Below are 26,566 nucleotides of genomic sequence, written 5' to 3' on the forward strand. Positions count from 1 at the left end.
GGCGTGTGCCGGCCGCCCTCTTCCTTGGTCAGGATATAGGCCTCGGCCTCGAACTCGGTATGCGGCGTCACCGAGCCGGGCTTCGCCAGCACCTGGCCGCGCTCCACCCCGTCGCGCTCCACGCCGCGCAGCAGCGCGCCGATGTTGTCGCCGGCCTCGCCGCGGTCCAGGAGCTTGCGGAACATCTCCACCCCGGTGCAGGTGGTCTTCTTCGTCGGGCGGATGCCGACGATCTCNAGCTCGTCGCCCACGTTCACCGCGCCGCGCTCGACGCGGCCGGTCACCACCGTGCCCCGGCCCGAGATCGAGAACACGTCCTCGATCGGCATCAGGAACGGCTGGTCAACCGCGCGCTCGGGCGTCGGGATGTATTCGTCCACGGCGGCGATCAGCGCCCGGATCGAATCCTCGCCGATCTCCTTGTCGCGGCCTTCCAGCGCCGCCAGCGCCGAGCCCTTGATGATCGGGATGTCGTCGCCGGGATAGTCGTAGGACGACAGCAGCTCGCGCACTTCCATCTCGACCAGTTCCAGCAGCTCCGGATCGTCCACCTGGTCGACCTTGTTCAGGTAGACGACCATGTAGGGGATGCCGACCTGGCGGCCCAGCAGGATGTGCTCGCGCGTCTGCGGCATCGGGCCGTCGGCCGCGTTCACCACCAGGATCGCGCCGTCCATCTGCGCCGCGCCCGTGATCATGTTCTTCACGTAGTCCGCGTGGCCGGGGCAGTCCACATGGGCATAGTGCCGGTTCTCCGATTCGTATTCCACATGCGCGGTCGAGATCGTGATGCCACGCGCACGCTCCTCGGGGGCGCCGTCGATCTGGTCATAGGCCTTGAATTCACCAAAATACTTGGTGATCGCAGCCGTCAGCGTCGTCTTGCCGTGGTCAACGTGACCGATCGTCCCGATGTTGACGTGCGGTTTCGTCCGTTCAAACTTTGCCTTTGCCATCATGGCCTCCTATCGGGGGGGCCACCCGCGCGACAGCCCCCGTCGTGAAACATCCGCCGCGACTTATAATCGTGCCGGGGAAAAATCAAGGGCGCCCGGGCCTTTGCCGCGGCGCTGTGGCGATGGAACCGGAACCGGACGAATACGTTGGAATTGCGCAAAGAAGGCTGCCCGGCCCGGCGGCCCCGCAACGCTTTCGGAGGAACGAGATGAGCCTGATGAAATCCCTCGCCCGCGTCGCGGCCGGCGTGATGCTGGCCAAGGGGATCGGAACCATGATGAAGAACGCCCAGAACCGGCCGCAATCCGCCGGGGGACGGGGGTCTGGCGGGCTGCTCGACGAGCTGTTCGGCAACAATACCGGCGGGGCCGGCAATCGCTCGACCGGCTCGGGCGGGCTGGGCGACATGCTCGGCCAGGTGCTGGGCGGCCGCTCGGGCGGGGGCACCGCCTATGGCGGGCCGAACTCGCCCCGCCATACCGGCGCGGCGCAAGGCGGGCTGGGCGGATTGCTCGACCAGCTGACGGGCTCGCGCGGCGGTTCCGGCTCGGGCGGTGTCCTGGGCGGCGCGGCCGCCGGGGGCTTTGGCGGGATGCTGGGCGATCTGCTGGGCGGACGCGGCGCGCAGGCGCAGCAGGCCCCCGGGCAGCCCCAGCCAGGCGCCGGCGGCCTGGCGCAGAAGGATGCCCAGCCGCAGAACGACGCCAGCTTCGGCGAACTTTTCAACGAGGCGCTGGCCAGCGGCGACGAGCCCTCGACCGCGCCCACGCCGGAACAGAACGCGCTGGCCGGGCTGATGCTGAAGGCGATGATCCAGGCCGCGAAATCCGACGGCGAGATCGACGAGAATGAAAAGGCCAAGCTGATGGACCAGTTCGGCGAGCTGGACGACGAGGAGCGCGCCTTCATCCGCGAGCAGATGGCCGCGCCGGTCGATGCCGCGGCCCTGGCCCGCGAAGTGCCGGAGGGCTTCGGGCCGCAGGTCTATCTGATGTCGCTGATGGCCATCGAGCTCGACAACCGCAAGGAGGCCGAATACCTGCACACGCTGGCGCAGGGCCTCGGCCTCGACAAGGAGACGGTGAACGGCATCCACCAGAAGGTCGGCGTCATCAACCTTTACGCCTGATCGAACAGGCCCAGCTGGCGCGGCGGCTCGTCCTGCCGCGCCTCCTCCAGCCCCGACAGGGTGATGCCCAAGAGCCGCACGCCATGCGGATCGGAAAAGACCGGGGCCAGCAATTCGCAGGCCATCTCCAGCATCTCGTCGCGGCTTTCGAGCGGGCGCGGCAGGGAGCGGGCGCGGGTGATCTGGCGGAAATCGCCGTATTTCACCTTCAGCGTCACCGTCCGCCCGGCGCGGCCCGCATTCGCGGCATGGCGCCAGACCTTCTCGGCCAGCTCGGCCAGCGCCTCATGCGCGGGGGCCAGGTCGCGCAGGTCCTCGAAATAGGTGTTCTCGGCGCCGATGCTCTTGCGGATGCGGTTCGGCTTGACCTCGCGATGGTCGATGCCGCGGGCGATGTTCCAGTAATAGCTGCCCGACTTGCCGAAGCGCGCGGACAGGAATTCCAGGCTCTGCCGGGCCAGGTCGGCGCCGGTCAGGATGCCATGCGCCTCCATCCGCGCCGCCGTGGCCGGGCCGATGCCGTGAAAGCGGCCGATGGGCAGGCTTTGCACGAATTCCGCCCCGGCCTCGGGCGGGATCACGAACAGCCCGTCCGGCTTGCGCTGGTCCGAGGCCAGCTTGGCCAGGAACTTGTTGTAGCTGACCCCGGCCGAGGCGGTCAGCCCGGTCGCCTGCCGGATGCGCGCCCGGATCTCTTGCGCGATGCGGGTGGCGGTGCGGCCGTCGAGGTGATCGGTCAGGTCCAGATAGGCCTCGTCCAGCGACAGCGGCTCGACCAGCGGGGTGTATTCGGCAAAGATCGCCCGCACCTGCTGGCTGACGGCGCGATAGACGTCGAAGCGCGGCTTCACGAAGATCAGGGCCGGGCAAAGCCGCATCGCCCGCATCGAGGGCATGGCCGAGCGCACGCCGAAGCGGCGCGCCTCGTAGCTGGCCGCCGCCACCACGCCGCGCTGGATGCCCCCCACCGCGACCGGACGCCCGCGCAGCTCGGGATTGTCGCGCTGCTCGACCGAGGCATAGAAGGCGTCCATGTCCACATGCACGATGCGGCGGACGCGCTCCCCGGCCGGCCCGGTCGTCATGGGATGATGCGGGCGTCCCCCGCCGTCAGCCCACCCCCGTCAGAAAAGGGGCCCATGCGGTCGAAGCGCATATGGGCGATGGCGCGCCCGCCGGACTGGGTGAAGAGCGTGCCTGCCTCGCGCCCGTCCGCCATCAGGATCGGCGTGCCGACGGGCGCGGCGCCCTCGATCCCGACTGTCACCAGCCCCTTGCGCAGTTCGGTCTTGTGCTTCATCCGCGCCGTGACCTCCTGCCCGACATAGCAGCCCTTGCGGAAATCGACGCCATGCAGGCGTTCGAAGCCGGCTTCCAGAATGAAGGTCTCGTTCGGGATCAGCTCGATCAGGGTTTCGGGGATGCAATGCGCGACCCGGATGGCATCCCAGTCGGTGCCGTCGTCGCCCTGCCCGCCATAAAGCCGCCAGCCAAGCGCCGGATGCCGGGGGTCGGCGATGGCGGCATCGGGCATCTCGCCGATGCCGCGGGCGACGGTCAGGTCGGTCGGCTCCAGCGCGACCTTCGAGCGCAGCTTGTACATCGACAGCCGCCGGAGCAGGTCGTCCGACAGCCGCGCATCGACGTCGACCAGCAGCCGCCCGCCGTCCGGCACCACCAGGAAATCGGCCAGATACTTGCCCTGCGGCGTCAAGAGCGCCGCCCAGGCCGGCACCTCGCCCACCTTGTTCGTCACCAGCCCCTGCAGGAACTCGACCCGATCCTCGCCCGAGACCGCCAGAATGCGCCGCATCACGTCTCTCCGAATTGCAGTTTGACCAAGGCCGCATAGGCGCCGCCCCGGGCCATAAGCTGGTCGTGATCGCCCTCCTCGACAACCCTGCCCTGATCCATCACCACGATCTTGTCCGCCTGCCGCACGGTCGAAAGCCTGTGCGCGATGACCAGCGTGGTGCGCCCCGCGGAAAGCTCGTCCAGCGCCTGCTGCACCAGCCGTTCGCTTTGCGCGTCCAGCGCGCTGGTCGCCTCGTCCAGAAGCAGGATCGGCGCGTTGCGCAGCACGGCGCGGGCGATGGCCACGCGCTGGCGCTGCCCGCCCGACAGGGCCGAGCCGCGCGGCCCGGCCGGCGTGTCCAGCCCCAGGGGCAGCGCATCGGTGAAATCCGCGACATGGGCGGCGACGATGGCGCGGCGCAGCGCCTCGTCGTCCTGCTCGCGGCCCAGCAGGATGTTCTCGCGCAGCGTCTCGTCGAACAGCGCCGCATCCTGGCTGACGGTCGAGAACTGATCGCGCAGCACCCCCAGGTCATAATCCCGCAAGGCCACGCCGCCCAGGGTGATCTGCCCCGATTCGGGATCGATCAGCCGGGTCAGCAGGTTGAAGACCGTGGATTTCCCCGCCCCCGACGGCCCGACCAGCGCCGTGGTCTGGCCCGCCTCGGCGGTAAAGCTCAGGCCGTTCAGCACCGGATGGTCGTCATAGGCCAGCCGCACGTCGTCAAAGCGGATCGTGGTGTCGGGCGGCGGCTCGCGCCGCGGGCCCGAGGTGATCGCCGGCCGCATGTCCAGCACCGAGTAGATGCGCTCCAGGCTCGCCGCCGCGATCTGCCAGGTGCCGGTCAAGGCCCCCAGCCGGCGCAGCGGCTGGAAGGCCAGCGCCATGGCGGTGAAGAAGGACATGAAATCGCCGACCGTGCGCTCGCCCCGCGTCACCTCCGCCCCGCCAAGCGCCAGCACGCCGACGAAGCCCAGCCCGGTCACCACATCGACCAGCGCCGGCACGGTGGCGCCGATGCCGGACATCTTGACCTCGGCCTGGCGGATGCGGGCGACGATCTGGGAAAAGCGGCTGGCCTGGTAATCCTCCATGCGGTTCAGCTTGACGGCGTTGATGCCGTGCAGCACCTCGTCCAGCCGGGTGGCGCGCTGGCTGGCATTAACGCGGTTCTGCCGCATCTTGCGCCGGATGTAGCGCTGCACCAGCACGGTGGGCAGGATCAGCAGCGGCGCGCCGACCAGCGCCGCCATGGTCCACCACGGGTCCACGGCCAGCGCCACCGCGAACAGCGACACCAGCGACACCATGTCCCGCCCCGCGCCCGAGATGAAGGTGGACCACACCCCCTGCACGGCGATGGAATCGCCCTGCACCCGCTCGATCAGCGCGCCGGGCGGGTTCTGCTGGAAGAAGCCGCTGTCCAGCACCATGATATGGCGCAGCATGTCGCTCTGCATCGTGGTCGAGACCGCCAGCGAGACCGAGGTCATCAGGCTGCGGTTGATGACGAAGGTCGCGGCGCGGATCAGGAACAGCGCGAAGATCGCGCCGCCCACCCACCAGATCGCATCGGTGTCGCCGCCGACGAAGACCCGGTCGAACAGCGGCTTCAGCATCCAGCTGAGCAGGCCCAGGGTCGAGCCCTCGACGATCAGGAACAGCAGCGCCAGCAGGATGCGCCCGGAATAGGGATGCAGATAGTCGCGCCACATGCGGGCGAACAGATTGGCCGTCCTGTGAATCCTGTCCGCCATCGCGCCCCCGGGAATTCGGTCCGGCCAAGGGATAAGCCGCAAGCCGCGCGGGGGCAACCCGCCGCCCTCCCCTGCCCGCCACCCCCGCCGCCGTCCTCGCCGCCTTCGCCGCCATCGATGCCTCGGCCGCCTGCCCCTGCCCTTGCGCTTCACCGTTTCCCAAATACTCCTGCGACCGTGCGGGCCGGCCCCGGCACCGCCGCCTCTCCCGGCCCGCGCGCGCCCCGTTGACCTCGCGCAGGGGCCGTCCTACCGATGGCGGGTCATCAGAAAGGCATCCTCCATGAGCTTTGCCCAAGGCGCCGCCGTCCTTGCCATTCCCGGCCCCTCGCCCGTCCCCGACCGCGTGCTGCGCGCCATGCACCGCCCCTCGCCCGACATCTACGGCCCGGATCTGGCGGCCGAGAATCAGGCCATGATCGCCGGACTGAAACGGCTGGCCGGCGCCGCGGGCCATGTCGCGCCCTATATCGGCAACGGCCATGCCGGCTGGGAGGCGGCGAATGTCAACCTGCTCGACCGGGGCGAACGGGCCCTGGCGCTGGTCTCGGGCCATTTCGGCCGCAGCTGGGCCGCCTCGGCCCGGGCGCTGGGGATCGAGGTCGAGGAGCTGGATTTCGGCCTCGCGCCCCCCGACCCGCAGCGGCTGGCCGACCGGCTGGCGCAGGACCGCGAAGGGCGGATCCGCGCGGTGCTGGTCTGCCAGGTTGATACCGCAAGCTCGGCCCGCGCCGACATTCCCGCCCTGCGCGCGGCCATGGGCGGCCATCCGGCCTTCCTGGCCGTCGATGCCATCGCCTCGCTGGGCTGCGAGCCGATGCGGATGGACGAATGGGGCGTCGACCTGCTGGTCGCGGCCAGCCAGAAGGGGCTGATGGTGCCGCCGGGGCTGGCCTTCGTCTGGTTCTCGGACCGGGTCAAGGCGCGGGGACGCAGCGGCCTTGCCACGCCCTATTGGGACTGGACCCCGCGCGCCGAGGCGCAGGAGCTGTGGCAGTTCTGGGGCGGCACGCCGCCGGTCCAGCACATCTTCGGTCTGAACGAGGCGCTGCGCATGCTGCTGGACGAGGAGACCCTACCTGCCGCCTGGGCCCGGCACGACGGACTGGCGCGGGCCACCTGGGCGGCGCTGGACCGCTGGGGCGCCGGCCATGCCGGCATCGGCCCGCTGATCGGCGATCCCGCCGGCCGCGCCCGCTCGGTCACCGCGGCCCGCCTGACGAATGCCAGCGCCCTGCGCAAATGGACCGCGGCCAGGACGGGGGTAACGCTGGGCATAGGCCTTGGCGCGCCCGATCCCGGCAACGCGCTGCGCATCGCCCATATGGGCCATGCCAATGCCCATCAGCTGCTGGGCGTGCTGGCGGCGATCGAGGCCGGGATGACCGCGCTGGCCATTCCGCACGGCCCGGGCGCGCTGGAGGCGGCGGCGGCCGAAATCGCCCGGCTGGCCTGAACCGCCTTGAAGCGCCGGGCCGGATGCCCGACCTTTGCCCCGACGGCACGAAAGGCGACCGATGCGCATCACCCCCCTGCCCGAGTTCCAGTCCGAATCCCTGCTGCCCGGCCAGGACTTCGCGCCCATCGAGCGGCTGATCCGAGACAAGGCCCGGGAACAGGGGCTGGACCTGCATATCGGTCACGGCCGCTCGATCTGGTGCGAGGTCGGGATGGGCGAGTTCGGCGCCCGCAAGCGCGGCGACGGCGTGCTGGTCTTTGCCCGGGCGCATCGCGCCGAATGGCTGGGCGCGATGCAGCAGGCGATCTCGGACCATCTGGCGCAGCACCTGCCGGCCGCGGCGGCGGCGTTGCGCTGGCCCTCGGCCGGGGATGCGGGCCGGCTGCCCGACAATTTCAGCCTGGCCCGCGTCGTGGGCGCCGAACCGCTCTGCCCCGATTTCCTGCGCCTGCGACTGGCCGCGCCCGACCTGCACCGGCTCGCCGGCGCGGATTCGATGCATTTCCGGCTGGTGCTGCCCCGGCCCGAAGACGCGGCGCCGGAATGGCCGCATATCGGCGCCAGCGGCCAGATCGTCTGGCCCAGGGGCGACAAGGCGCTGCACCGGCCGGTCTATACCGTGCGCCGCATCGATGCCGATGCCGGCTGGCTCGACCTGGACATCTTCGACCATGCCGGCGGCCGGGCGGCGGCCTGGGCGCGCCGCGCCCGGCCCGGCCAGCACCTCGGCCTCGCCGGTCCCAGCGGCGGCGGCATCCCGCAGGCCGGGCGGCTGGTCCTGGCCGGGGACGAGACCGCCTATCCCGCCCTTGCCCGCATCCTCGAATCGCAGGCAGGCAAGGCGGGCGGCGAGGTGTTCCTGCTCGGCGCCCGCGCCGACTACCCCCTGCCCCGGCCAAAGGGCTTCCGCCTGCGCCACCTGCCGGGCGGAACCGCGGCCCTCGGCGCGCTGCTGCGGGCCGAACCGCCGCCCCGCCACGGCTATCTGTGGATGGCGGCAGAAAAATCCGGCATCGCCGTCCTGCGCGCCCTGCTGTTGCAGGAACTGGGCCACGACAAGGCCCGCAGCCATCTGGCGGCCTACTGGTCGGCAGAAAGCCCGGCGGACCGCCCGAGGAATAGTTGACAATTTTACCTTGGTGATCGATACGAACCTCGAACCGCGGCCAAAGGGTCGGCGGCACGCCCTTTGGCATGTGCCGCGCCCCAGCAAGATGCGGACGGACCGAATGCCGGAACTACAAGGATCGCCATGACTCACCTGTCGCTGCCGCGCCACCGCGCGGGGACCGCCGTCGCATTGACCTGCCTGCTGCTCGGCACGCCGCTCTCGGCGCAGGAAAGCGCCCCCGACAGCCAGCCCGGCCCGGCACCGCAGGTCCAGACCCAGCCGGCCAGCCCCGCCGCGCCGGAAACCGCTGCGCCCGAAGCGGCCGCGCCCCAGACGGCGGCGCCGGACTCCCCCGGTCCGGGCAGCCCCGCCGCGCCTGAACCCGCAGCGCCGGAAACCGCAGCGCCGGCGGCCTCGACCCCCGCCGCAGAGGCGCCCGCACCGGCCGCGACCACGCCGGAAGCCGCCGGCGGCCAGACCGCTCCCGCCGCTGATCTCGTCCCGGCGGCGCCTGCGACCGCTCCGGCGGCAGCGACCGAAGCCCAGACCCCCGCGGCGAGCGAGGCCCAGCCCATCGGCTCGGGCCTGCTGCCGCAATCGGTGCAGGACATGCTGACCCCGGCCGAGCGCGATCCGAACCTGCCGCATGACCTGTCGCCGATGGGCATGTTCCTGGCCGCCGACTGGGTGGTGAAGGCGGTGATGATCGGGCTGGCCTTCGCCTCGGTCGTGACCTGGACCGTTCTGATCGCCAAGATGCTGGAACTGATGGGCGCCACGAACCGCGCGCAATCCGGCATCCGCCGCATCGAGGACGCGGCCAGCCTGCCCGCCGCGCTGGCCTCGGCCGGCAACCGCCGCGACCCGGTCTCGCGCATGATCCGCGCCGCCGCCGCCGAATACGACCGCTCGGTCCCGGCCCTGGAGCAGGCCGGCGACGCCGGCGTCAAGGAACGCGTCGATTCGCATCTCGACCGCATCGAGGCCATCGCCGGCCGCCGCATGAGCCGGGGCACCGGCGTGCTGGCCACCATCGGCTCGACCGCGCCCTTCGTCGGCCTGTTCGGCACCGTCTGGGGCATCATGAACAGCTTCATCGGCATCTCGCAGGCGCAGACCACCAACCTGGCCGTCGTGGCGCCGGGCATCGCCGAGGCGCTGCTGGCCACCGCCCTCGGCCTGGTCGCCGCCATCCCGGCCGTGGTGATCTACAACGTCTTCGCCCGCGCCATCACCGGCTACCGGCTGCGGCTGGCCAATGCCGCCGCCGGGGTCAAACGCCTTGTCAGCCGCGACCTCGATTTCCGCGGCCCCCGGCGCGCGGAGGTCTGAACCATGGCCGGCGGCATCCGCGAGACCCAAGGCGACGATCTGGTCGAGAACCACGAGATCAACGTCACCCCCTTCATCGACGTGATGCTGGTGCTGCTGATCATCTTCATGGTGGCGGCGCCGCTGGCCACGGTGGATGTGAACGTGGACCTGCCCGTATCGAACGCGACCCCCGCCAAACGGCCCGACCAGCCGGTCTATGTCACGGTCAAGCCCGACCTGACGCTGGCCATCGGCAATGAGGACGTCCCCGCCGGCGGGCTGGGCGCGGCGCTGGCCGCCGCCACCGAGAACAACCGCGAGGAGCGCATCTTCCTGCGTGCGGACCGCGACGTGTCCTATGGCGACCTGATGGGGGTGATGAACACCCTGCGCGAGACCGGCTATCTGAAGATCGCGCTGGTCGGGCTGGAGGCCGCGCCGCCCGCCGAGTCAGCCGCGGCCGGCGCCGGGGCGCCGACGCAGACCGCCTCCACCCCGGCAAGCGGAGGAGCCGCGACGCCATGAGCTGGACCCCCTCTCCCGCCCTGCGCGAAGGCGCGCTCTGGGGCACCGCCGCGGTGGTGGTGCTGGCCGCGCATCTGGGCGGCGGGCTGTGGATCATGCAGCGCGCCGAGGCCGCAGCGCCGCCGGGCCTGCCCGACCCGGTCTTCGTCGATCTGGCACCGATGCCCGAGGCCGCCGCGCCCGAGGACGAGTTCGAGATGCCCGAGATGGCCGAAGCCGAGCCGGAGCCCGAACCAGAGCCGGAGCCCGAGCTCGCCATGCCGCCGCTGCAGGAGCTCGAGCCGCTCGCGGACATGAATTCGCTGTTCCCGCCGCCGCCCGACGCGGTGGTGCTGCAGAAATCCGAGCGCCCGCCGGAACGCCCCGAGCGCGAGCCGGAGCCCGAGCCGAAGGTGGTGGAAAAGCAGCCCGAACCGAAAAAGCGCGAGAAGAAGGAAAAGGCCCCCGAGCAGCAGCCCTCCCGCCAGGCCGCGACCCAGGTCCGGGCACCGCAATCCGAACGCACCGCCGCACCGCAGATCCAGGCGGGCACGCCCAGCCCGCGGCAGGTGGCCAACTGGCAGTCCAAGGTGCAGGCCGCCGTGGCGCGGCACATGCAGCGCACCCGCTTCACCGGCCGCGGCGCCTCGGTGACCGTCACGGTGCGTTTCAGCGTCGATCCCAGCGGCCGCGTGGCCGGGGCGCAGCTGGCCAACTCGACCGGCGACGCCAGGATCGACGCGGCACTGAGCCGGCAGGCATCGAGCATGCCGCGCATGCCGGCCCCGCCCTCGGGCAAGACCACCGCGCTGGTGCTGCCGGTCAAGATCGTGTTGCGCTGACCCGCCGATGCCGGCTCATTCCGGGCCGGGCAAGGCGATCGGCTCGACCCCCAGCACCGGCGCGAGGCCGCGCACCACCGCGGCCAGCGCCCTGGCATCCGTTCCCGCCTCGGCATTGCGCCGCCAGACCACCGCCAGATCGCGCGAGGGCGCGGGCTCGGCAAAGGGCACGATGCGCAGCCGCCCATCGCGGTTCTCGTCCGCCAGCGCCAGCCGCGGGATCAGCGTCATGCCCATGCCGCTGGCCACCATCCGCATCAGCGTCGCCATCGAGGCCGCTTCGAGGTTCAGCTTGCGGCGCGGGCTGCGCATGCCGCAGACCTCCAGCGCCTGATCGCGCAGACAATGGCCGTCGGCCAGCAGCAGCAGCCGCTCGGCCTCGATGCTTTCCGGGCGGGCGGGACCGGACAGGAAGGTGGTATCATCCTCGGACAGCGCGATCAGAAAGGCGTCGCGCAGCACCGGCTCGGCCTCGATCCCGGCCTCGCCCGCGGGCAGGGCCATGATCCCCGCATCGAAACGGTGGCTCAGCACGCCCGCGACCAGATCGTCGGTCACCACCTCGTGCAGTTCCAGGTCCAGCGCGGGATGGCGGTCGCGCAACGCCGGCACCAGATGCGGGATCAGATAGGGCGCGACCGTCGGGATGATCGCCAGCCGCAGCCGCCCCGACAGCGCCGAGCGGCCGGCCCGCGCCAGCGCGTCCAGCCGCTTGGCGGTGTCGATCAACTCTTGCGCCACCGGCAAGAGCCGCTCTCCCAGCGCGGTCAGCCGCACCGGCCCTGCCCCGGCCCCGCGCTCGAACAGCGCCCCGCCCAGCCGGGCCTCGAGCTGGGCGATCTGGCTCGACAGGCCCGGCTGCGAGACATGCACCGTCTCGGCGGCGCGGCCGAAATTGCCCAGCCGCGCGACGGCAAGAAAATAGGTGATCTGGCGCAGGGTGAAGTTCATAATTCCTGATTATCACCGTGTAGGGCAATCACAAGCACCGATTCTAAACCGGCGCCCGGGCCGGGAAAGCCGGAGCCGCGGACCGGGGCGGACCGGTGGGGCGAGATCAGCCCGGCTGGCGCTGCACCAGCAGCTTGTCGATGCGGCGGCCGTCCATGTCCACCACCTCGATGCGCCAGCCCTGCCAGTCCACGCGGTCGCCGGCCTGCGGCAGCCGCCCGGCCAGGTCCAGCACCAGCCCGGCCACGGTGGAGAAGTCGTGATCCTCGTCCAGCGGCAGCGAAAGGCGGTCGGCGAATTCGTCGACCGGCATCCAGCCGGCGACCAGCAGACTGCCGTCCTCGCGCTCGACCAGCTTCGGCTCGTCGTCGGAAAAGCCGGCGAATTCGCCGGTGATCGCCTCCAGCACGTCCATCGGCGTCACCACGCCCTCGAAATGGCCGTATTCGTCATAGACCAGCAGCATCTGCCCGGGCGCGGCGCGCAGCCGGCTGATGACCTCGGGCGCGTCCATGGTCTCGGGGATGATCGGGGCGGGCTGCATGACCTCGCGCAGGTCCACCGCCTCGGCCCGGCTCTGCGACATCAGGTCCACGCTGGCGATCACCCCGATCAGGTTGTTCGGATCGCCGTCGCTGACCGGCAGGCGGGTGCGGCGGCTGTCGCGGAACTTGCGCGCCATCTCCTCCCAGCTGTCGCCGACATCGATCGCCTCGATGTCGCGCCGGGGCGTCATCAGCCCGCGCGCGCTGCGGTCGGCGATGCGCATGACGCCGGCGATCATCTCGGTCTCGGCGCGGTGCATGACACCGGCCGTCTCGGCCTCCGAGATGACCAGCTTGATCTCCTCGTCGCTGATGGTCTGGCGGTCCTGGCCCGATTGCCCCAGCGCCGCCAGCACCAGCTTGCCGGACCGGTCGAGCAGCCAGACCAGCGGCGCCGCCCCGCGCGAGATGGCGCGCATCAGCGGCGCGACCCGGGCAGCGACCCGCTCGGGCGCCTTCAGCGCCAGCTGCTTGGGCACCAGTTCGCCCACGATCAGCGACAGATAGGTGATCGCCACCACCACGCCGCCCATGCCGAGCGGCTGCGCCAGCGAGGCCGGCACGCCCCAGCCCGGCAGCGCCGCCGCCAGACGCGCGCCCAGCGTCGCACCGGAAAAGGCCCCGGACAGCACGCCGACCAGCGTGATGCCGATCTGGACCGAGGACAGGAAGCGCCCCGGATCCTCGCCCAGCTGCAAGGCGGTGGCGGCACCCCGGTCGCCGCGCTCGGCCAGCACCTTCAGCCGCGCCGGGCGGGCCGAGACGATGGCCAGCTCGGACATGGCCAGAAGCCCGTTCAGCAGGGTCAGGACAAAAACAACAAGGATTTCGATCCACATCGAAGGGAGCTCGCTCGGGTCAGGGCAATGCCGGAAGGTGGCGCGGGCGCAGCGGGCTGCGCCGGTCGGAAGGGGCATCGGTCATGCGCGTGTCGGCATCTGGCTCCGGCTGTGTCATGCCCCACTATATCGGCTGCCGCCGCCGTGGCAATCGCCGAAGCCGCCACCGCGCCGGACGCAACGTCACCCCCCGCGCCAATCCCGAATTCGAGAGATTTTTTCTTTCGTCTTATTGGCCGTTATGGAAATTTTCATTCCCGGGGCATAGCGTGACAAGAATCACTGTATGCGTAACGAGGGGCAAATGAAGGACAGATCCGAGGAAACGCCGGAAAAAATTGTGCTGGTCCTTCAGGGCGGCGGGGCCCTGGGGGCGTTTCAGGCCGGCGCCTACGAGGCGCTCTGCCGCGCGGGGCAGGAACCGGAATGGCTGGCCGGCATCTCGATCGGCTCGATCAACGCCGCGCTGATCGCCGGCAACCGGCCCGGCCAGCGGCTCGCGGCGCTGCGCCAGTTCTGGGAAGGGGTGACGGGCGCGCCCTGGCTGCTCGGCGCCTGTTTCGAGGGCGGGCCGCTGCACGACCCGATGCGCGCCTTCTGCAACGAAAGCCGCGCCGCTCTGACCACGATGCTGGGCGCGCCGGGCTTCTTCCGCCCGCGCATGCCGGACATGTTCTCGTTCCTGCCCGGGCTGATGCGGCAGACCAGCTGGTATGACACCACGCCGCTGCGGGACACGCTGCTGCACCTGATCGATTTCGACTATCTCAATGGCGAGGGCCCGCGCCTGTCCGTCGGCGCGGTGGATGTCGAGACCGGCAACTTCACCTGTTTCGACAGCCGCGAGACGCGCATCTCCGTCGATCACATCATGGCCTCGGGCGCGCTGCCGCCGGGCTTTCCCGCGGTCGAGATCGACGGCCGGCAATATTGGGACGGCGGGCTGGTGTCGAACTCGCCGCTGCAATTCGTGCTGGCAACGCCCAGCAACCGGCCGCTCTGCATCTATCAGGTGGACCTCTACCCCTCGCGCGACATCCTGCCGCGCAACATGGCCCAGGTCGAGCAGCGCGAGCGCGAGATCCGCTTTTCCAGCCGCACCCGGCTGAACACCGACGATTTCCGCATCCGCCATGCGCTGGCCAGCGCCGCGCGCCGGCTGCACGGCCGCCTGCCGGTCGAGCTGCGCGACGACCCGGACCTCGCCATGCTGATCGAGGCCGGCCCCGCCCATCCGGTCAGCCTGATGCACCTGATCTATCGCCATGCCGATTACGAAAGCGCGTCCAAGGATTACGAATTCTCGCGCCTGTCGATGCTGGACCATTGGCGCGACGGGCTGCGCGACGCGGAACAGTCGCTGCGCGACCCCCGCTGGACCGAGCGGCAGGTGCCCGAGGACGGGCTGATGGTCTTCGACCGCAACGACCCGCACCGGCAGGACACCGCGGTCTGAACCCGGGGCGGCACCGGCGGGAAAGCCGGCGCCCGCGCCGCGGTCACTTGCGGAACAGGTCCCGCAGCCCCGAGGGCTGGCTGCGCCAGAACTGCGGCGGCGCCGTGACGCTGGCACCCAGCTTCGCCGCCGCGTGCCAGGGCCAGCGCGGATCGTAAAGCACCGTCCGGGCCAGCGCGATCATGTCGGCATCGCCGGTGGCGACGATGGCCTCGGCCTGCTCGGGCTCGGTGATCAGCCCCACGGCGATGACCGGAATCCCGACCGCCTGCCTGACCGCCCGGGCCAGCGGCACCTGATAGCCGGGACCGACCGGGATCTGCTGGCGCGGATCCAGCCCGCCGCTGCTGACATGGATGGCGGCGCAGCCCCGCGCCTCCAGCGCCTGCGAAAAGGCGATGCTGCCGGCAATGTCCCAGCCGCCCTCGACCCAGTCCGTGCCCGAGATGCGCACGGTGACCGGATAGCCCGCCGGCACCGCGTCCCGCACCGCCTCGAAAACCTCCAGCGGAAAGCGCATGCGGTTTTCCGGGCTGCCGCCATAGTCGTCCTCGCGCCGGTTGGACAGCGGCGACAGGAACTGGTGCAGCAGATAGCCATGCGCGGCATGGATCTGGATCGCGTCGATCCCCAGCCGCACCGAGCGGCGCGCCGCCTCGGCAAAGGCGTCGCGCACCCGCGCCAGCCCGGCGCGGTCCAGCGCCAGGGGCGGGTTCTCGCCCTCGGCAAAGGGCAGGGCCGAGGCCGAAACGGTCTGCCAGCCATGCGCCGCATCCGGGGCGATCTGCGCCTCGCCCTCCCAAGGCTTCACGGTCGAGGCCTTGCGCCCGGCATGGGCCAGCTGGATGGCGATCGGCATGTCCGACCAGGCCCGCACGCCCTTCAGCACCCGGTCCATGGCCGCCTCGGTCGCATCGTCCCACAGCCCGACATCGGCATAGGAGATGCGGCCCTCGGGCAGGACGGCGGTGGCCTCGATGGTCAGGATCGCCGCGCCGGAATGCGACAGCGCGCCCAGATGGATCAGGTGCCAGTCGGTCATCCGCCCGTCCTCGGCCGAATACATGCACATCGGCGCGATGACGATCCGGTTCGCAAGGGTCTGGCCGGCAATGGCGATCGGCTCGAAAAGCTTCGGTTTGGGCATGAATGCGGTCCTTGCTGTTGCCCGTTCCAGATAAGCCTCGGCCGCCCCGCCGCAACCCCCCGCCGGCGCGCTTCTTTCTTGCCCAAATATCCCGGGGGAGTCGCGGAACGCGACGGGGGCAGAGCCCCCGCCCGCCATCAGAAGCTGTTGCGCTCGTGATAGGTGCGCAGGAAATTCTGGATGCGCTGGTCCTTCGGCGCGTGGAAGATGGCCTGCGGACTGTCCACCGCCACCAGCTCGCCCTTTTCCATGAAGCCGACCTGGTCGGCGACATGGGCGGCGAAGCCCATCTCATGCGTGACCACCACCATGGTCATCCCCTCATTCGCCAGCGCCTTCATCACGTTCAGCACCTCGCCCACCAGCTCGGGATCGAGCGCCGAGGTCGGCTCGTCGAACAGCATCAGCCGCGGCTCCATGGCGATGGCGCGGGCGATGGCGACGCGCTGCTGCTGGCCGCCCGACAGACGCGAGGGGTGGTTGCCCATCTTGTCGGCCAGCCCGACCTTGGCCAGCGCCTCGGCGGCGCGCTTTTCCGCCTCGGCTTTCGGCAGGCCGCGCACCCGGACCAGCCCCTCGGCCACGTTCTCCTTGGCGGTCATGTGCGGCCACAGGTTGAACTGCTGGAACACCATGCCGATGGCGCGGCGCATCTCGCGCAGCTTGCGCCCCGCCATCTTGCGGCCCGGCGCCTCGTAGCCGATCAGCTGGCCGTCGATGCGGATCTCGCCCGAGTCGTATTCCTCGAGGAAGTTGATGCAGCGCAGCAGCGTGGACTTGCCCGAGCCCGAGGGCCCGATCAGGCAGGTCACCTTGCCCGGCGGGATGGACAGGTCCACGTCCTTCAGCGCGTGGAAGGGACCGTAATACTTGTTGACCTTGCGGATCTCGACGGCGGATGCCTGCATCGGCTCAGGTCCTTTCGATCAGGTGTTTGGTGATGCGCGTCTCAAGCCGGCGGCCGATGCGCGAGATGGTCTCGACCAGCGCCCAGAAGAACAGCGCCAGCACCAGGTTCGCCTCCAGATAGCGGAAGGTCTCGGTGGACATGCGGCTGACCTGATACATCAGCTCGGGCACGGTGATGATCGACAGGATCACCGTCTCCTTGGTCAGGATGATCGAGAAATTGACCAGCGCCGGCAGCGACGAGACCAGGCCCAGCGGCAGCAGGATGCGGCGCACGATGGCCGGCTCGGCCATGCCGATGGCGCGGGCGGCCTCGATCTGGCCATGCGGCACGGCGCGGAAGCCCGAGCGGAAGATCTCGGCGAAATAGGGGCTGCCATAGAGGGTCAGGCCCAGCAGGCCCGCCGGCAGCGCGTCCAGCCGCAGCCCGATCAGCGGGCCGCCGTAATACAGCACGAAAAGCTGCACCAGGAAGGGCGTGCCGCGGATCACCTCGATATAGGCCTGGATGATCCAGCCCAGCCAGCGCGGCCCGTAGCGTTGCATGAGCGCGATCACCAGCCCCAGCGCCATGCCGAAGATGGTGCCGAGGACCCAGCACAGCACGGTGACGCCAAAGCCCCTCAGCAGGGCGGGACCGTATTGTTCAAGGATGCTCCATTCCATCAGACGGCCGTCCTGTGTTCAAGGTAACGTCCCAGCGCCGCAAGGCAGAGGTTGATCGCCAGATAGATGCAGGCGGCGGCGATATAGACCTCGAGCGGGCGGAAGGTGGTCGCGGCCTGGGCCTGGCTGGCGCGGGTCAGTTCCAGGATGCCGACGACCGAGACCAGCGAGCTGGCCTTGACCAGCAGGATCAGCTCGTTGACCAGCGCCGGCAGCGACATGGTGAAGGCCTGGGGCAGGATCACCCGGGTCCAGACATCGCGCGGGGTCATGCCGATGGCGACGGCGGCCTCGGTCTGGCCCCTGGGCAGCGCCGCGATGGCGCCGCGCCAGATCTCCGAGATATAGGCGCTGGCGCAGATGCCGACGGTGACGACCGCCGCGAAGATGGCGGGCACGTCGATGCCGATCACCGGCAGCGTGTAGTAGAACACCAGCAGCTGGACCAGCAGCGGCACGCCGCGCAGGAAGCTGACCCAGATGGCGGCGAAGTTGCGCAGGGCCGCATAGGGCGACAGCCGCGCCGCACAGATCAGCGTGCCGATCACCAGCCCCAGCGCGATGCCAAGGCCCGAGATCAGCAGCGTATAGCGCGCCGCCCAGAACAGCGGTTCGAAACTTTGAAGAAAGACCGGGATGGAGAACATGCGCGCCTCGCCTTGGCCCTTGGGGAACGGGCGGGGCATCCCCCGCCCGCCAGCGGCTTAGTTGGTCGGGACTTCGCGGGGCAGTTCGGTATAGCTGCCCAGCCATTTCTCCTGGATCGCCTTGACCCGGCCGTCATCGGTCATCTTCAGCAGCGCATCGTTGATGGCCTGGGCAAAGCTTTCGCTGGCTTCCTCCTTGCGCAGCACCCAGGCGAAATAGGTCGGCTGGCCGAACTGTGCCGGCTCGAACAGCGCGAAGGTCTCGGGGCGGTTCTTCACCAGATAGGTCAGGTTCGGCAGCGAGCCCGCCACCGCGTCCAGACGGCCGGCGGCCAGGTCGGCATAGGCTTCGTCCGTGGTGCCGTATTCCTTGACGTTCACGCCGCCCAGGCTTTCGCCATAGGCTTGCAGCTGGCGGAACTGCGCGGTGCCCTGCTGGACGCCGACGGTCTTGCCCTTGATGTCCTCGGGCTTGGTCAGCTCGGTGTTCGAGGCGGCCTTGACCAGCGAGACGGTGGCATCGGCGATCGGCAGGGTGAAGGTGTAACGCTCCAGCCGCTCGGGCGTGATGGTGACGGGCGCGATGACGATGTCGAATTTCTTGACTTCGAGGCCCGGCAGCTCGGCGGTCCAGGGGATGTCCTGATAGACCGGCTCGACGCCGATTTCCTTGGAAACCTCGTCGAACAGGTCCTTGGTCATGCCCTCATAGGTGCCGTTGTTCAGCATGTCGAAGGGGGCATAGTGCATGTCGGTGGCGGTGACGATCTTGCCGGCGGCCTTGATGTCGGCAAGCTGGTCGGCCTGCGCGGCAGTGCCGAGCGCAAGCGCGGTCAGGCCGAACAGGGCAGCCTTGATGCTGGTGTGGAAGGTCATGTCTGTCTCCTAGTTGGACGGTGAGGGGCGCGGCCCCGGTGCGTTGCGACGCCGCGCCTATGGATCAGAGAATGGCGGGCAGATTCAACCCGTGCTCCCGCGCGCAGTCCAGCGCGATCTGATAGCCCGCGTCCGCGTGCCGCATGACGCCGGTGGCCGGGTCGTTCCACAGCACGCGCGCCAGCCGCGCATCGGCATCCTCGCTGCCGTCGCAGCAGATCACCATGCCGGAATGCTGCGAAAAGCCCATGCCGACGCCGCCGCCATGGTGCAGCGACACCCAGGTCGCGCCCGAGGCGGTATTCAGCAGCGCGTTCAGCAGCGGCCAGTCGGACACCGCGTCCGAGCCGTCCTGCATCGCCTCGGTCTCGCGGTTGGGCGAGGCGACCGAGCCCGAGTCGAGATGGTCGCGGCCGATGACGATGGGCGCCTTCAGCTCGCCGTTGCGCACCATCTCGTTGAAGGCGAGGCCCAGCTTGTGGCGGATGCCAAGGCCGACCCAGCAGATCCGCGCCGGCAGGCCCTGAAAGCTGATGCGCTCGCGCGCCATGTCCAGCCAGTTGTGCAGATGCGGATCGTCCACCAGTTCCTTGACCTTTTGGTCGGTCTTGTAGATGTCCTCGGGATCGCCCGACAGCGCCGCCCAGCGGAACGGACCGATGCCCTTGCAGAACAGCGGCCGGATATAGGCCGGCACGAAACCGGGGAAGGCGAAGGCGCGCTCGAAGCCCTCTTCCAGCGCCATCTGGCGGATGTTGTTGCCGTAGTCGACGGTCGGGATGCCTGCATCATGGAAGGCCACCATGGCCTCGACCTGCTTGCGCATCGACTTGCGGGCGGCGGCGGCCACCGCCTTGGGATCGGTCTCCTGCCGGACGCGCCATTCGGCGACGGTCCAGCCCTGCGGCAGATAGCCATGCACCGGGTCGTGGGCCGAGGTCTGGTCGGTCACGATGTCGGGACGCACGCCACGCCTGACCAGTTCCGGGAACACCTCGGCGGCATTGCCGATCAGCGCCACGGATTTCGCCTCGCCGGCCTTGGTCCAGCGGTCGATCATCTCCAGCGCCTCGTCGAGGCTGTGGGTCTTTTCGTCGACATAGCGGGTGCGCAGGCGGAAATCGGCGCGGGTCTCGTCGCATTCCACCGCCAGACAGCAGGCGCCGGCCATGACCGCGGCCAGAGGCTGGGCGCCGCCCATGCCGCCAAGCCCGGCGGTCAGGATCCACTTGCCCTTCAGGTTGCCGCCGTAATGCTGGCGCCCGGCCTCGACGAAGGTCTCGTAGGTGCCCTGCACGATGCCCTGGCTGCCGATATAGATCCACGAGCCGGCGGTCATCTGGCCGTACATCGCCAGGCCCTTCTTATCCAGCTCGTTGAAATGGTCCCAGTTCGCCCAATGCGGCACCAGGTTCGAGTTGGCGATCAGCACCCGCGGCGCGTCCTTGTGGGTCTTGAACACGCCGACCGGCTTGCCGGATTGCACCAGCAGGGTCTCGTCGGTCTCCAGCTTCTTGAGGCTGTCGACGATCAGGTCGAAATCCTTCCAGGTGCGGGCGGCGCGGCCGATGCCGCCATAGACCACCAGCTCATGCGGGTTCTCGGCCACGTCGGGATGCAGGTTGTTCATCAGCATCCGCATCGGCGCCTCGGTCAGCCAGCTTTTTGCGGTGATCTCGGTGCCGGTGGGCGGGAAGATGTCGCGGGTATTGTGACGCGGATTGGTCTGGGGGTTGTCCATCTCGGTCTCCGTTCAGGCCAGCATGTTGCCGGAAATGATGATGCGTTGGATTTCGGACGAACCTTCATAGATCCGCATGATGCGCAGATCGCGGTTGATCCTCTCGATGGGAAAGTCGCGGGTATAGCCATAGCCGCCATGCAATTGCAGCGCGGTGTCGGCGATCTTGCCCGCCGCCTCGCTGGCGGCCAGTTTCGCCATGCTCGACGCCAGCGAGAAGCGCCCGCCGTGGTCATGGGCCTGCTGGCGCTGGCGCGCGGCATCCTGCGACAAGAGCAGCGCCTGACGAAAAGCGACGCCCATGTCGGCGATCATCCAGCGGATGCCCTGCCGGTCGGTCAGCCGCTCGCCGCCGATGACGCGGTCCTTGGCATAGGCGATGGCGGCGTCCATCGCCGCTTTCGCCAGCCCCAGGCATTGCGCCGCGACCTCGATGCGGCCGTTGTCCAGCACCTGCATGGCGGTGCGAAAGCCCCTACCCTCTTCGCCCAGCAGGGCATCCTCGGGCAGCTGGCAGTCGAGGTTCAGGGTGAACACATGCCCGCCCTTCAGCCCCATGGTCTTTTCCGGTGCGCCCGGATCCAGCCCCGGCGTGCCTTTCGGCAGGATGAAGGCCGAGATGCCGCGATGGCCCTTCTCGGGATCGGTCACCGCATAGACGACGATGAAATCCGCCACGCCGCCGTTCGAGATGAAGCATTTCGTGCCCTTCAGGTGCCAGCCGGTTTCCGTGCGGCGGGCGCGGGTCTTCATGTCGGCGGGGTCCGAGCCGGCGGTCGGCTCGGTCAGGGCGAATGCCCCCAACGCCTCGCCGGCGGCGGCTTTCGGCAGCCATTCCTGCTTTTGCGCCTCGGTTCCGCCGATCAGGATCGAGTCGGTCGCCAGGTAATGCGCCGTCAGCGCCGAGGCCGTGGACCCGCAGGCCCCCGCCACGATGGCGACGGCGCGCAGCAGCGCCGGGGCCGAGATGCCGCTGCCGCCATATTCCTCGGGCAGGTTCGCGCCCATCATCCCGGCCTCGCCCAGAACGGCAAGTTGCTCGTGGACAAAGGCCGAGGTCTCGTCGGTCTCGGCGGCTTTCGGCGCGATCCGCTCGGCGCAGATGCGCTCCAGCACGTCGCAGAACAGCCGCTCCTCCTCGGCCAGCATGGGCCAGTCGTCGCTCATGCGGTCTCCTCCAATCCGAATGTGCGCAGGATGGCGGCGCGGTCGCCGCCAAGGCGCGGGGCCGAGGTCTCGGCCACGGGTTTCTCTGCATCGAAGCGCACCGGCTGGCCGACGGTCGGCGCCAGTCCCAGCACCGGATGCGGCAGGCGGCTGACCAGCCCGCGCGTCTGCGCATGCTCGTTGCCCGCAGCCTGGGCGATGTCCCAGATCGGCGCGGCGGGCAGGCCGACGCCGGCCAGAGCCGCGACGGCTTCCTCGGTCGTGCGCTCGCGCGACCAGCTTTCGATCAGGCGCTTGAGCTCGGGCTCATGCGCGGTGCGGCTTTCGTCGCTGGCAAAGCGCGGATCGTCCGCGGCATCCGGCGCGCCGATCAGCGCGGCCAGCGCGGCGAATTGCTTGCCGTTCAGCACCGCGATCACCACCTGCCCGTCTTGCGTCGCAAAACAGCCGAAGGGGGTGGACAGGGGATGGCGGTTGCCCACCCGCTGCGGCAGCGCCCCGGCATAGAAATGCAGCGCGTGGCTGGTGGTCAGCATCGAAAACAGCGCGTCATACATGGCGACATCCAGCGTGGCGCCCTGCCCCGTGGCGTTGCGATTGACCAGCGCCGCCATGATCGCCCAGCTTCCGAACAGGCCGGCGATCAGGTCGGCGACGCTTTCGCCGGTCTTCAGCGGCGCGCCGCCTTCCTCGCCGGTGCCGGCCATCAGCCCGGACATGGCCTGCACCACCAGGTCATAGGCCGGCAGGTCGCGGAACGGCCCGTCCTGGCCGAAGCCCGAGATCGAGCAATAGACCAGCCGCGGATTCGCCGCCCGCAGCGCCTCGGCCCCAAGGCCCAGCCGGGCCGCGACGCCGGGGCGGAAGTTCTCCACCACCACGTCGACCTGCGCCGCGATTTCGCGCGCCAGCGCCAGGTCGGCGGGGTCCTTCAGGTCTAGGACAAGGCTCTGCTTGCCGCGGTTGTTCAGCGTGAAGAGCGCGCTTTCGCCGTCCTTGAACGGGCCGATATGGCGATAGTCGTCGCCGGCGGGAGGCTCCAGCTTGATGATTTCGGCACCCAGATCGGCCAGAAGCGCGGTGCAATAGGGCCCCGCCAGCACGCGGGACAGGTCCAGCACCTTGATGCCTTGCAGCGGCTTCATGCGCGCAACTCCGGCGCCAGCGCGGCGAGGCGTTCAAGGATCGCCTTCAGCGTCACCCGCAGCGCCTCGGCCTTCTGCTCGTCATAGGCGAAGGGCGGGGCCTCGGTCGCCAGATGCGTCGCCTGCGCCAGTTCCATCTGGATGGCATGCACACCCTGCCCCGGCTGGCCGTAATGCCGCGTCGTCCAGCCGCCCTTGAAGCGGCCGTTCAGCACATGGCTGCGGCCGCTTGCGGCGCAAAGCTCGAACGTCGCGGCCTCGATGCGCTTGTCGCAAGCGGCGCCGCTGTTGGTGCCGATGTTGAAATCCGGCAGCACGCCCTGAAACAGGAAGGGGATCACCGAGCGGATCGAGTGGCAGTCATAAAGGATCGCCACGCCGTGACGCGCCCGCACCCGCTCGATCTCGGCGGCCAGCGCCGCGTGATAGGGGGCGTGGAACTGCGCTTTGCGGGTGGCGATCTCCTCGGCGGTCGGCTCCACCTCCCAGATCGGTTCGCCGTCGAAATCGGTCAGCGGCACAAGGCCGGTGGTGTTCTGCCCGGGATAGAGGCTCGCATCGTCCGGCCCGCGATTGGCGTCGATGACATAGCGGTGAAAGGTCGCCCGCACCGTTGTCGCGCCGGGCAGAAGCCCGTCATAGAGCCGATGGATATGCCAGTCGGTATCGGCCAGCACCTGCCCGCGCGGGTTCAGCCGGGCGCGCATCCCATCGGGCAGCCAGGTCCCGGTATGCGGCAGGCCGAGGATGACCGGGCTGTCGCCCTGCGTGACTTCGACGGGGGTCACGGCCGCACCTCGTCCAGCAGGTGGCCGGGAACGGCGCCGACCAGCACGCCCTCGCGCACCAGCCGGGCGGATTCGGCCAGGTCGGGGGCAAGATAGCGGTCCTGCTCCAGCGCCGGCACCGTCTGGCGCAGCGCGGCGATCACCGCCTGCAAGGGCGCCGAGGTCGCCAGCGGCGCGCGGAACTCGACGCCGGCGCTGGCGCAAAGCGCCTCGATGCCCAGGATCTGCGCGAGGTTCGCATTCATGCGCTTCAGCCGCCGGGCGCCATGCGCGGCCATGCTGACGTGATCCTCCTGATTCGCCGAGGTCGGCGTCGAGTCGGTGCTGCACGGCGTCGCCAGGTGCTTGTTCTCGCTCATCAGCGCCGCCGAGGTCACTTCCGCGATCATCAGGCCCGAGTTCAGCCCCGGATCGGGGGTCAGGAAGGGCGGCAGGTCGTGGCTCAGCGCCGGATCGACCATCAGCGCAATGCGGCGCTGGGAAATGGCGCCGATCTCGGCAATGGCCAGCGCGATCTGGTCGGCGGCGAAGGCCACCGGCTCGGCATGGAAGTTGCCGCCCGAGACGATGCGGTCGGCCCCGACCAGCACCAGCGGGTTGTCGGTGGCGGCGTTCGATTCGATCTCCAGCGTGCGGGCGGCCTGCCAGAGCAGGTCGATGCAGGCGCCCGTCACCTGCGGCTGGCAGCGGATGCAATAGGGATCCTGGACGCGGGTATCGCCCTCGCGGTGGCTCTCGCGGATCTCGGACCCATCCATCAGTGCGCGGATCGTCCGCGCCGCGACGATCTGGCCGCGATGGCCGCGCAGCGTGTGGATCTCGTCCAGGAAGGGCGCGGTCGAGCCCATGATCGCATCGGTCGACAGCGACGAGGTGACCAGCGCCGCGCGGGCCGAGGCGAAAGCCTCGAACAGCCCCGCCAGCGCGAAGGCGGTCGAGACCTGGGTGCCGTTGATCAGCGCCAGCCCCTCTTTCGCGGCCAGCACCACGGGCGCGAGGCCGGCGGCGGCCAGCGCCTCGGCGGCGGGCATCTCGCGGCCGTCATAGGTTGCGCGGCCCTCGCCCAGCATGGCGGCGGCCATATGCGCCAGCGGCGCCAGATCGCCCGAGGCACCGACCGAACCCTGCGACGGGATCACCGGCAGCACGCCGCGCGCCAGCATGTCCTCGATCAGCTGGATCACCTCGGGGCGCACGCCCGAGGCGCCGCGGCCCAGCGACAAGAGTTTCAGCACCATGATCAGGCGCACGGTTTCCGGCTCGACCGGCTCGCCCACGCCGCAGCAATGCGACAGGATCAGGTTGCGTTGCAGGGTGGCGGTGTCCTCGGCCCTGATCTTGATCGAGGCGAGCTTGCCGAAGCCGGTATTCACGCCATAGACCGGCGCGTCACCATTGGCGGCGGCGGCGATGCGCGCGGCGGATTCGGCGATGCCGGGACGAGCCGAGTCGGCCAGCCGCACGGCTAGGCCCTGACGCCAGACCTGTTCAAGCTGCGCGAGCGTGGTTTCACCGGGGATAAGGATCAGTTCAGACAAGTTCGCCTCCGACAATGCGGGCATGAAGGGGGTTGAAGCCGATGCGATAGGTCAGTTCGGCCGGGTGCCGGATGTCCCAGACCGCCAGGTCGGCGCGCATGCCGGGCGCCAGCCGGCCGCGATCCGCAAGGCCCAGCGCCCGGGCGGCGTGGCGCGTGACACCCGCCAGGCATTCCGAGGGCGTCATGCGGAACAGCGTCGCGCCCATGTTCATGGTCAGCAGCAGCGAGGTCAGCGGCGAGGTGCCGGGATTGCAATCGGTGGCCAGCGCGATCGGCACGCCGGCATCGCGCAAGCCGCCCATCGGCGGGTATTGCGTCTCGCGCAGGGTATAGAAGGCGCCGGGCAGCAGCACCGCCACGGTGCCATGGGCCGCCATGGCCTCGATACCGTCCGGTCCCAGATATTCCAGATGATCCGCCGACAGCGCGCCGTGCTGCGCCGCCATGGCCGCGCCGCCCAGGTCGGAAAGCTGCTCGGCATGCAGCTTGACCGGCAGGCCCAGCCTTGCCGCATGGTCGAAGATGCCGGCCATTTCCTCGCGCGTGAAGGCGATGCCCTCGCAGAACCCGTCCACCGCGTCGATCAGCCCCTCGGCAAGGCCGCGCTGCATGCCGGCGACCACCACCTCGCGGATATATCCCTCGCGGTCGTCCCTGTATTCCGGCGGCAGGGCATGGGCGGCCAGCCAGGTGGTGCGCACCGTCACCTTGCGGACCTGCCCGATGCGGCGGGCGACGCGCAGCATCTTCAGCTCGCTGTCGATGTCCAGCCCGTAGCCCGACTTGATCTCCAGCGTCGTCACGCCCTCGGCCAGCAGCGTATCGACACGCGGCAGAGCGGCGGCCAGCAGCGCATCCTCATCCGCCTCGCGCGTGGCGCGGACGCTGGACAGGATGCCGCCGCCGGCCCGCGCGATCTCCTCGTAGGAGGCGCCTTCCAGCCGCATCTCGAACTCGCGCGCGCGGTCGCCGCCGAAGACGATATGGGTGTGGCAGTCGATCAGCCCCGGCGTCACCAGCCGGCCGCCCATGTCGCGGCGCGTCGCATCGCCATAGCGCGCAGGCAGGTCCGATTCGGCGCCGACCCAAGCGATTCGCCCGGCCTCGATCACCAGCACCCCCTGCTCGATCAGGCCGTAACCACCTGATTCTTCGTCCATCGTAACAAGCTGGGCGTTGTGGAGAAGCTGCATCGGATCGCATCCCGGATTGATTTCTCGGTTGTTCTATGTCTAAACTTAATTAATCTCTATGTCTAAACTTATTTTGGCGCAAAGAAGG

At 69.6% G+C, this 26,566-nt stretch carries 24 protein-coding genes; 7 read left to right on the forward strand and 17 right to left on the reverse strand.

The genetic code is table 11. The features are described 5' to 3' along the window. Positions 1-956, reverse strand: a 956-nt coding sequence (gene tuf, locus L632_RS0118865) for an elongation factor Tu (protein WP_028717361.1), incomplete at its 3' end; no start/stop codon positions are given. Between the two features lie 209 nt (positions 957-1,165). On the opposite strand from tuf, the gene L632_RS0118870 reads away from it, so the two are divergent. After that, entirely contained in the window at positions 1,166-2,086 is a 921-nt protein-coding gene (locus L632_RS0118870) for a DUF533 domain-containing protein (RefSeq protein WP_028714072.1), read from the forward strand. Here L632_RS0118870 and dinB read toward each other — a convergent pair. From dinB to L632_RS0118885, 3 genes are read right to left on the reverse strand one after another with little or no spacing between them, the layout of a single operon-like run. Beyond that, positions 2,077-3,171, reverse strand: coding sequence for a DNA polymerase IV (dinB, locus tag L632_RS0118875; RefSeq protein WP_028714073.1), 1,095 nt, complete (start codon positions 3,169-3,171; stop codon positions 2,077-2,079). The two genes, L632_RS0118870 and dinB, sit on opposite strands and share 10 nt — an antisense overlap. Continuing rightward, positions 3,168-3,899, reverse strand: a complete 732-nt coding sequence (locus L632_RS0118880) for a folate-binding protein YgfZ (RefSeq protein ID WP_028714074.1) — start codon at positions 3,897-3,899, stop codon at positions 3,168-3,170. Before L632_RS0118880 ends, dinB begins: the two co-directional genes overlap by 4 nt. Further along, entirely contained in the window at positions 3,899-5,638 is a 1,740-nt protein-coding gene (locus L632_RS0118885; RefSeq protein WP_028714075.1) for an ABC transporter ATP-binding protein, read from the reverse strand. The genes L632_RS0118880 and L632_RS0118885 overlap by 1 nt, the downstream gene beginning before the upstream one ends. 283 nt (positions 5,639-5,921) lie before the next feature. Here L632_RS0118885 and L632_RS0118890 point away from each other — a divergent pair, with 283 nt between their 5' ends. The 5 genes from L632_RS0118890 to L632_RS0118910 all read left to right on the forward strand — a co-directional run bounded on the left by L632_RS0118890 (position 5,922) and on the right by L632_RS0118910 (position 10,868). Beyond that, positions 5,922-7,094, forward strand: a complete 1,173-nt coding sequence (locus tag L632_RS0118890) for an alanine--glyoxylate aminotransferase family protein (protein WP_028717362.1) — start codon at positions 5,922-5,924, stop codon at positions 7,092-7,094. Between the two features lie 61 nt (positions 7,095-7,155). After that, positions 7,156-8,223: a siderophore-interacting protein gene (locus tag L632_RS0118895; protein WP_028714077.1), complete on the forward strand. Its 1,068-nt coding sequence runs from the start codon at positions 7,156-7,158 to the stop codon at positions 8,221-8,223. Between the two features lie 126 nt (positions 8,224-8,349). After that, positions 8,350-9,540, forward strand: a complete 1,191-nt coding sequence (gene exbB / locus L632_RS0118900) for a tonB-system energizer ExbB (RefSeq protein ID WP_036698890.1) — start codon at positions 8,350-8,352, stop codon at positions 9,538-9,540. A 3-nt stretch (positions 9,541-9,543) separates the two neighbouring features. Then, positions 9,544-10,047: a TonB system transport protein ExbD gene (gene exbD, locus L632_RS0118905; protein WP_028714079.1), complete on the forward strand. Its 504-nt coding sequence runs from the start codon at positions 9,544-9,546 to the stop codon at positions 10,045-10,047. Next, a complete protein-coding gene (locus L632_RS0118910; protein ID WP_028717363.1) occupies positions 10,044-10,868 on the forward strand; it encodes an energy transducer TonB in 825 nt (274 codons plus the stop codon). Before exbD ends, L632_RS0118910 begins: the two co-directional genes overlap by 4 nt. A 15-nt stretch (positions 10,869-10,883) precedes the next feature. Here L632_RS0118910 and L632_RS23165 read toward each other — a convergent pair whose 3' ends face one another. Together L632_RS23165 and L632_RS0118920 are read right to left on the reverse strand one after the other, a co-directional pair. After that, on the reverse strand, positions 10,884-11,819 hold the full coding sequence (locus tag L632_RS23165) for a hydrogen peroxide-inducible genes activator (protein WP_036698892.1): 936 nt from the start codon (positions 11,817-11,819) through the stop codon (positions 10,884-10,886). A 106-nt stretch (positions 11,820-11,925) separates the two neighbouring features. After that, positions 11,926-13,203 carry a hemolysin family protein gene (locus tag L632_RS0118920; RefSeq protein WP_028717364.1) on the reverse strand — a complete coding sequence of 426 codons (1,278 nt, stop codon included), beginning with the start codon at positions 13,201-13,203 and terminating at the stop codon, positions 11,926-11,928. A 304-nt stretch (positions 13,204-13,507) separates the two neighbouring features. On the opposite strand from L632_RS0118920, the gene L632_RS0118925 reads away from it, so the two are divergent. Continuing rightward, complete coding sequence (locus tag L632_RS0118925; RefSeq protein WP_028714082.1) at positions 13,508-14,659, forward strand: patatin-like phospholipase family protein; 1,152 nt, start codon at positions 13,508-13,510, stop codon at positions 14,657-14,659. 43 nt (positions 14,660-14,702) lie between these two features. Here L632_RS0118925 and L632_RS0118930 read toward each other — a convergent pair whose 3' ends face one another. The 11 genes from L632_RS0118930 to hutI all read right to left on the reverse strand — a co-directional run bounded on the left by L632_RS0118930 (position 14,703) and on the right by hutI (position 26,478). Next, positions 14,703-15,806, reverse strand: coding sequence for an NADH:flavin oxidoreductase/NADH oxidase (locus L632_RS0118930; RefSeq protein WP_028717365.1), 1,104 nt, complete (start codon positions 15,804-15,806; stop codon positions 14,703-14,705). Positions 15,807-15,943: 137 nt separating this feature from the next. Next, positions 15,944-16,714: an amino acid ABC transporter ATP-binding protein gene (locus L632_RS0118935; RefSeq protein WP_028714084.1), complete on the reverse strand. Its 771-nt coding sequence runs from the start codon at positions 16,712-16,714 to the stop codon at positions 15,944-15,946. A 4-nt stretch (positions 16,715-16,718) separates the two neighbouring features. After that, positions 16,719-17,381, reverse strand: a complete 663-nt coding sequence (locus tag L632_RS0118940; protein ID WP_028714085.1) for an amino acid ABC transporter permease — start codon at positions 17,379-17,381, stop codon at positions 16,719-16,721. After that, positions 17,381-18,028 (reverse strand): amino acid ABC transporter permease, encoded by a 648-nt coding sequence (locus L632_RS0118945; RefSeq protein ID WP_028714086.1) that lies wholly within the window; start codon positions 18,026-18,028, stop codon positions 17,381-17,383. The genes L632_RS0118940 and L632_RS0118945 overlap by 1 nt, the downstream gene beginning before the upstream one ends. 57 nt (positions 18,029-18,085) lie before the next feature. Beyond that, entirely contained in the window at positions 18,086-18,904 is an 819-nt protein-coding gene (locus tag L632_RS0118950; RefSeq protein ID WP_028714087.1) for a transporter substrate-binding domain-containing protein, read from the reverse strand. Positions 18,905-18,968: 64 nt separating this feature from the next. Then, positions 18,969-20,645 carry a urocanate hydratase gene (gene hutU / locus L632_RS0118955; protein WP_028714088.1) on the reverse strand — a complete coding sequence of 559 codons (1,677 nt, stop codon included), beginning with the start codon at positions 20,643-20,645 and terminating at the stop codon, positions 18,969-18,971. Positions 20,646-20,657: 12 nt separating this feature from the next. Then, positions 20,658-21,812 (reverse strand): acyl-CoA dehydrogenase family protein, encoded by a 1,155-nt coding sequence (locus L632_RS0118960; RefSeq protein WP_028717366.1) that lies wholly within the window; start codon positions 21,810-21,812, stop codon positions 20,658-20,660. Next, entirely contained in the window at positions 21,809-22,957 is a 1,149-nt protein-coding gene (locus L632_RS0118965; protein WP_028714090.1) for a CaiB/BaiF CoA-transferase family protein, read from the reverse strand. The genes L632_RS0118960 and L632_RS0118965 overlap by 4 nt, the downstream gene beginning before the upstream one ends. Further along, the gene (gene hutG, locus L632_RS0118970) at positions 22,954-23,745 is read right to left on the reverse strand and encodes an N-formylglutamate deformylase (RefSeq protein ID WP_028714091.1); all 792 of its coding nucleotides are present in this window, start codon (positions 23,743-23,745) and stop codon (positions 22,954-22,956) included. Before hutG ends, L632_RS0118965 begins: the two co-directional genes overlap by 4 nt. Then, complete coding sequence (hutH, locus tag L632_RS0118975; RefSeq protein WP_028714092.1) at positions 23,742-25,283, reverse strand: histidine ammonia-lyase; 1,542 nt, start codon at positions 25,281-25,283, stop codon at positions 23,742-23,744. Before hutH ends, hutG begins: the two co-directional genes overlap by 4 nt. After that, positions 25,276-26,478 (reverse strand): imidazolonepropionase, encoded by a 1,203-nt coding sequence (hutI, locus tag L632_RS0118980; RefSeq protein WP_028717367.1) that lies wholly within the window; start codon positions 26,476-26,478, stop codon positions 25,276-25,278. The genes hutH and hutI overlap by 8 nt, the downstream gene beginning before the upstream one ends. Positions 26,479-26,566 lie beyond the last annotated feature (88 nt).

Origin of the sequence: Paracoccus sp. J39 (genome assembly GCF_000518925.1) — a bacterium.
Classification (GTDB): Bacteria; Pseudomonadota; Alphaproteobacteria; order Rhodobacterales; family Rhodobacteraceae; genus Paracoccus.

Coding starts and splice junctions, on each gene's coding strand:
- dinB (WP_028714073.1), bottom strand. CDS start 3,171: ATGACGACCGGGCCGGCCGGGGAGCGCGTCCGCCGCATCGTGCATGTG.
- L632_RS0118880 (WP_028714074.1), bottom strand. CDS start 3,899: ATGCGGCGCATTCTGGCGGTCTCGGGCGAGGATCGGGTCGAGTTCCTG.
- L632_RS0118935 (WP_028714084.1), bottom strand. CDS start 16,714: ATGCAGGCATCCGCCGTCGAGATCCGCAAGGTCAACAAGTATTACGGT.
- L632_RS0118895 (WP_028714077.1), top strand. CDS start 7,156: ATGCGCATCACCCCCCTGCCCGAGTTCCAGTCCGAATCCCTGCTGCCC.
- L632_RS0118925 (WP_028714082.1), top strand. CDS start 13,508: ATGAAGGACAGATCCGAGGAAACGCCGGAAAAAATTGTGCTGGTCCTT.
- L632_RS23165 (WP_036698892.1), bottom strand. CDS start 11,819: ATGAACTTCACCCTGCGCCAGATCACCTATTTTCTTGCCGTCGCGCGG.
- L632_RS0118885 (WP_028714075.1), bottom strand. CDS start 5,638: ATGGCGGACAGGATTCACAGGACGGCCAATCTGTTCGCCCGCATGTGG.
- L632_RS0118965 (WP_028714090.1), bottom strand. CDS start 22,957: ATGAAGCCGCTGCAAGGCATCAAGGTGCTGGACCTGTCCCGCGTGCTG.
- hutI (WP_028717367.1), bottom strand. CDS start 26,478: ATGCAGCTTCTCCACAACGCCCAGCTTGTTACGATGGACGAAGAATCA.
- L632_RS0118890 (WP_028717362.1), top strand. CDS start 5,922: ATGAGCTTTGCCCAAGGCGCCGCCGTCCTTGCCATTCCCGGCCCCTCG.
- L632_RS0118960 (WP_028717366.1), bottom strand. CDS start 21,812: ATGAGCGACGACTGGCCCATGCTGGCCGAGGAGGAGCGGCTGTTCTGC.
- L632_RS0118910 (WP_028717363.1), top strand. CDS start 10,044: ATGAGCTGGACCCCCTCTCCCGCCCTGCGCGAAGGCGCGCTCTGGGGC.
- exbD (WP_028714079.1), top strand. CDS start 9,544: ATGGCCGGCGGCATCCGCGAGACCCAAGGCGACGATCTGGTCGAGAAC.
- L632_RS0118930 (WP_028717365.1), bottom strand. CDS start 15,806: ATGCCCAAACCGAAGCTTTTCGAGCCGATCGCCATTGCCGGCCAGACC.
- L632_RS0118950 (WP_028714087.1), bottom strand. CDS start 18,904: ATGACCTTCCACACCAGCATCAAGGCTGCCCTGTTCGGCCTGACCGCG.
- exbB (WP_036698890.1), top strand. CDS start 8,350: ATGACTCACCTGTCGCTGCCGCGCCACCGCGCGGGGACCGCCGTCGCA.
- hutU (WP_028714088.1), bottom strand. CDS start 20,645: ATGGACAACCCCCAGACCAATCCGCGTCACAATACCCGCGACATCTTC.
- L632_RS0118920 (WP_028717364.1), bottom strand. CDS start 13,203: ATGTGGATCGAAATCCTTGTTGTTTTTGTCCTGACCCTGCTGAACGGG.
- L632_RS0118870 (WP_028714072.1), top strand. CDS start 1,166: ATGAGCCTGATGAAATCCCTCGCCCGCGTCGCGGCCGGCGTGATGCTG.
- L632_RS0118940 (WP_028714085.1), bottom strand. CDS start 17,381: ATGGAATGGAGCATCCTTGAACAATACGGTCCCGCCCTGCTGAGGGGC.
- L632_RS0118945 (WP_028714086.1), bottom strand. CDS start 18,028: ATGTTCTCCATCCCGGTCTTTCTTCAAAGTTTCGAACCGCTGTTCTGG.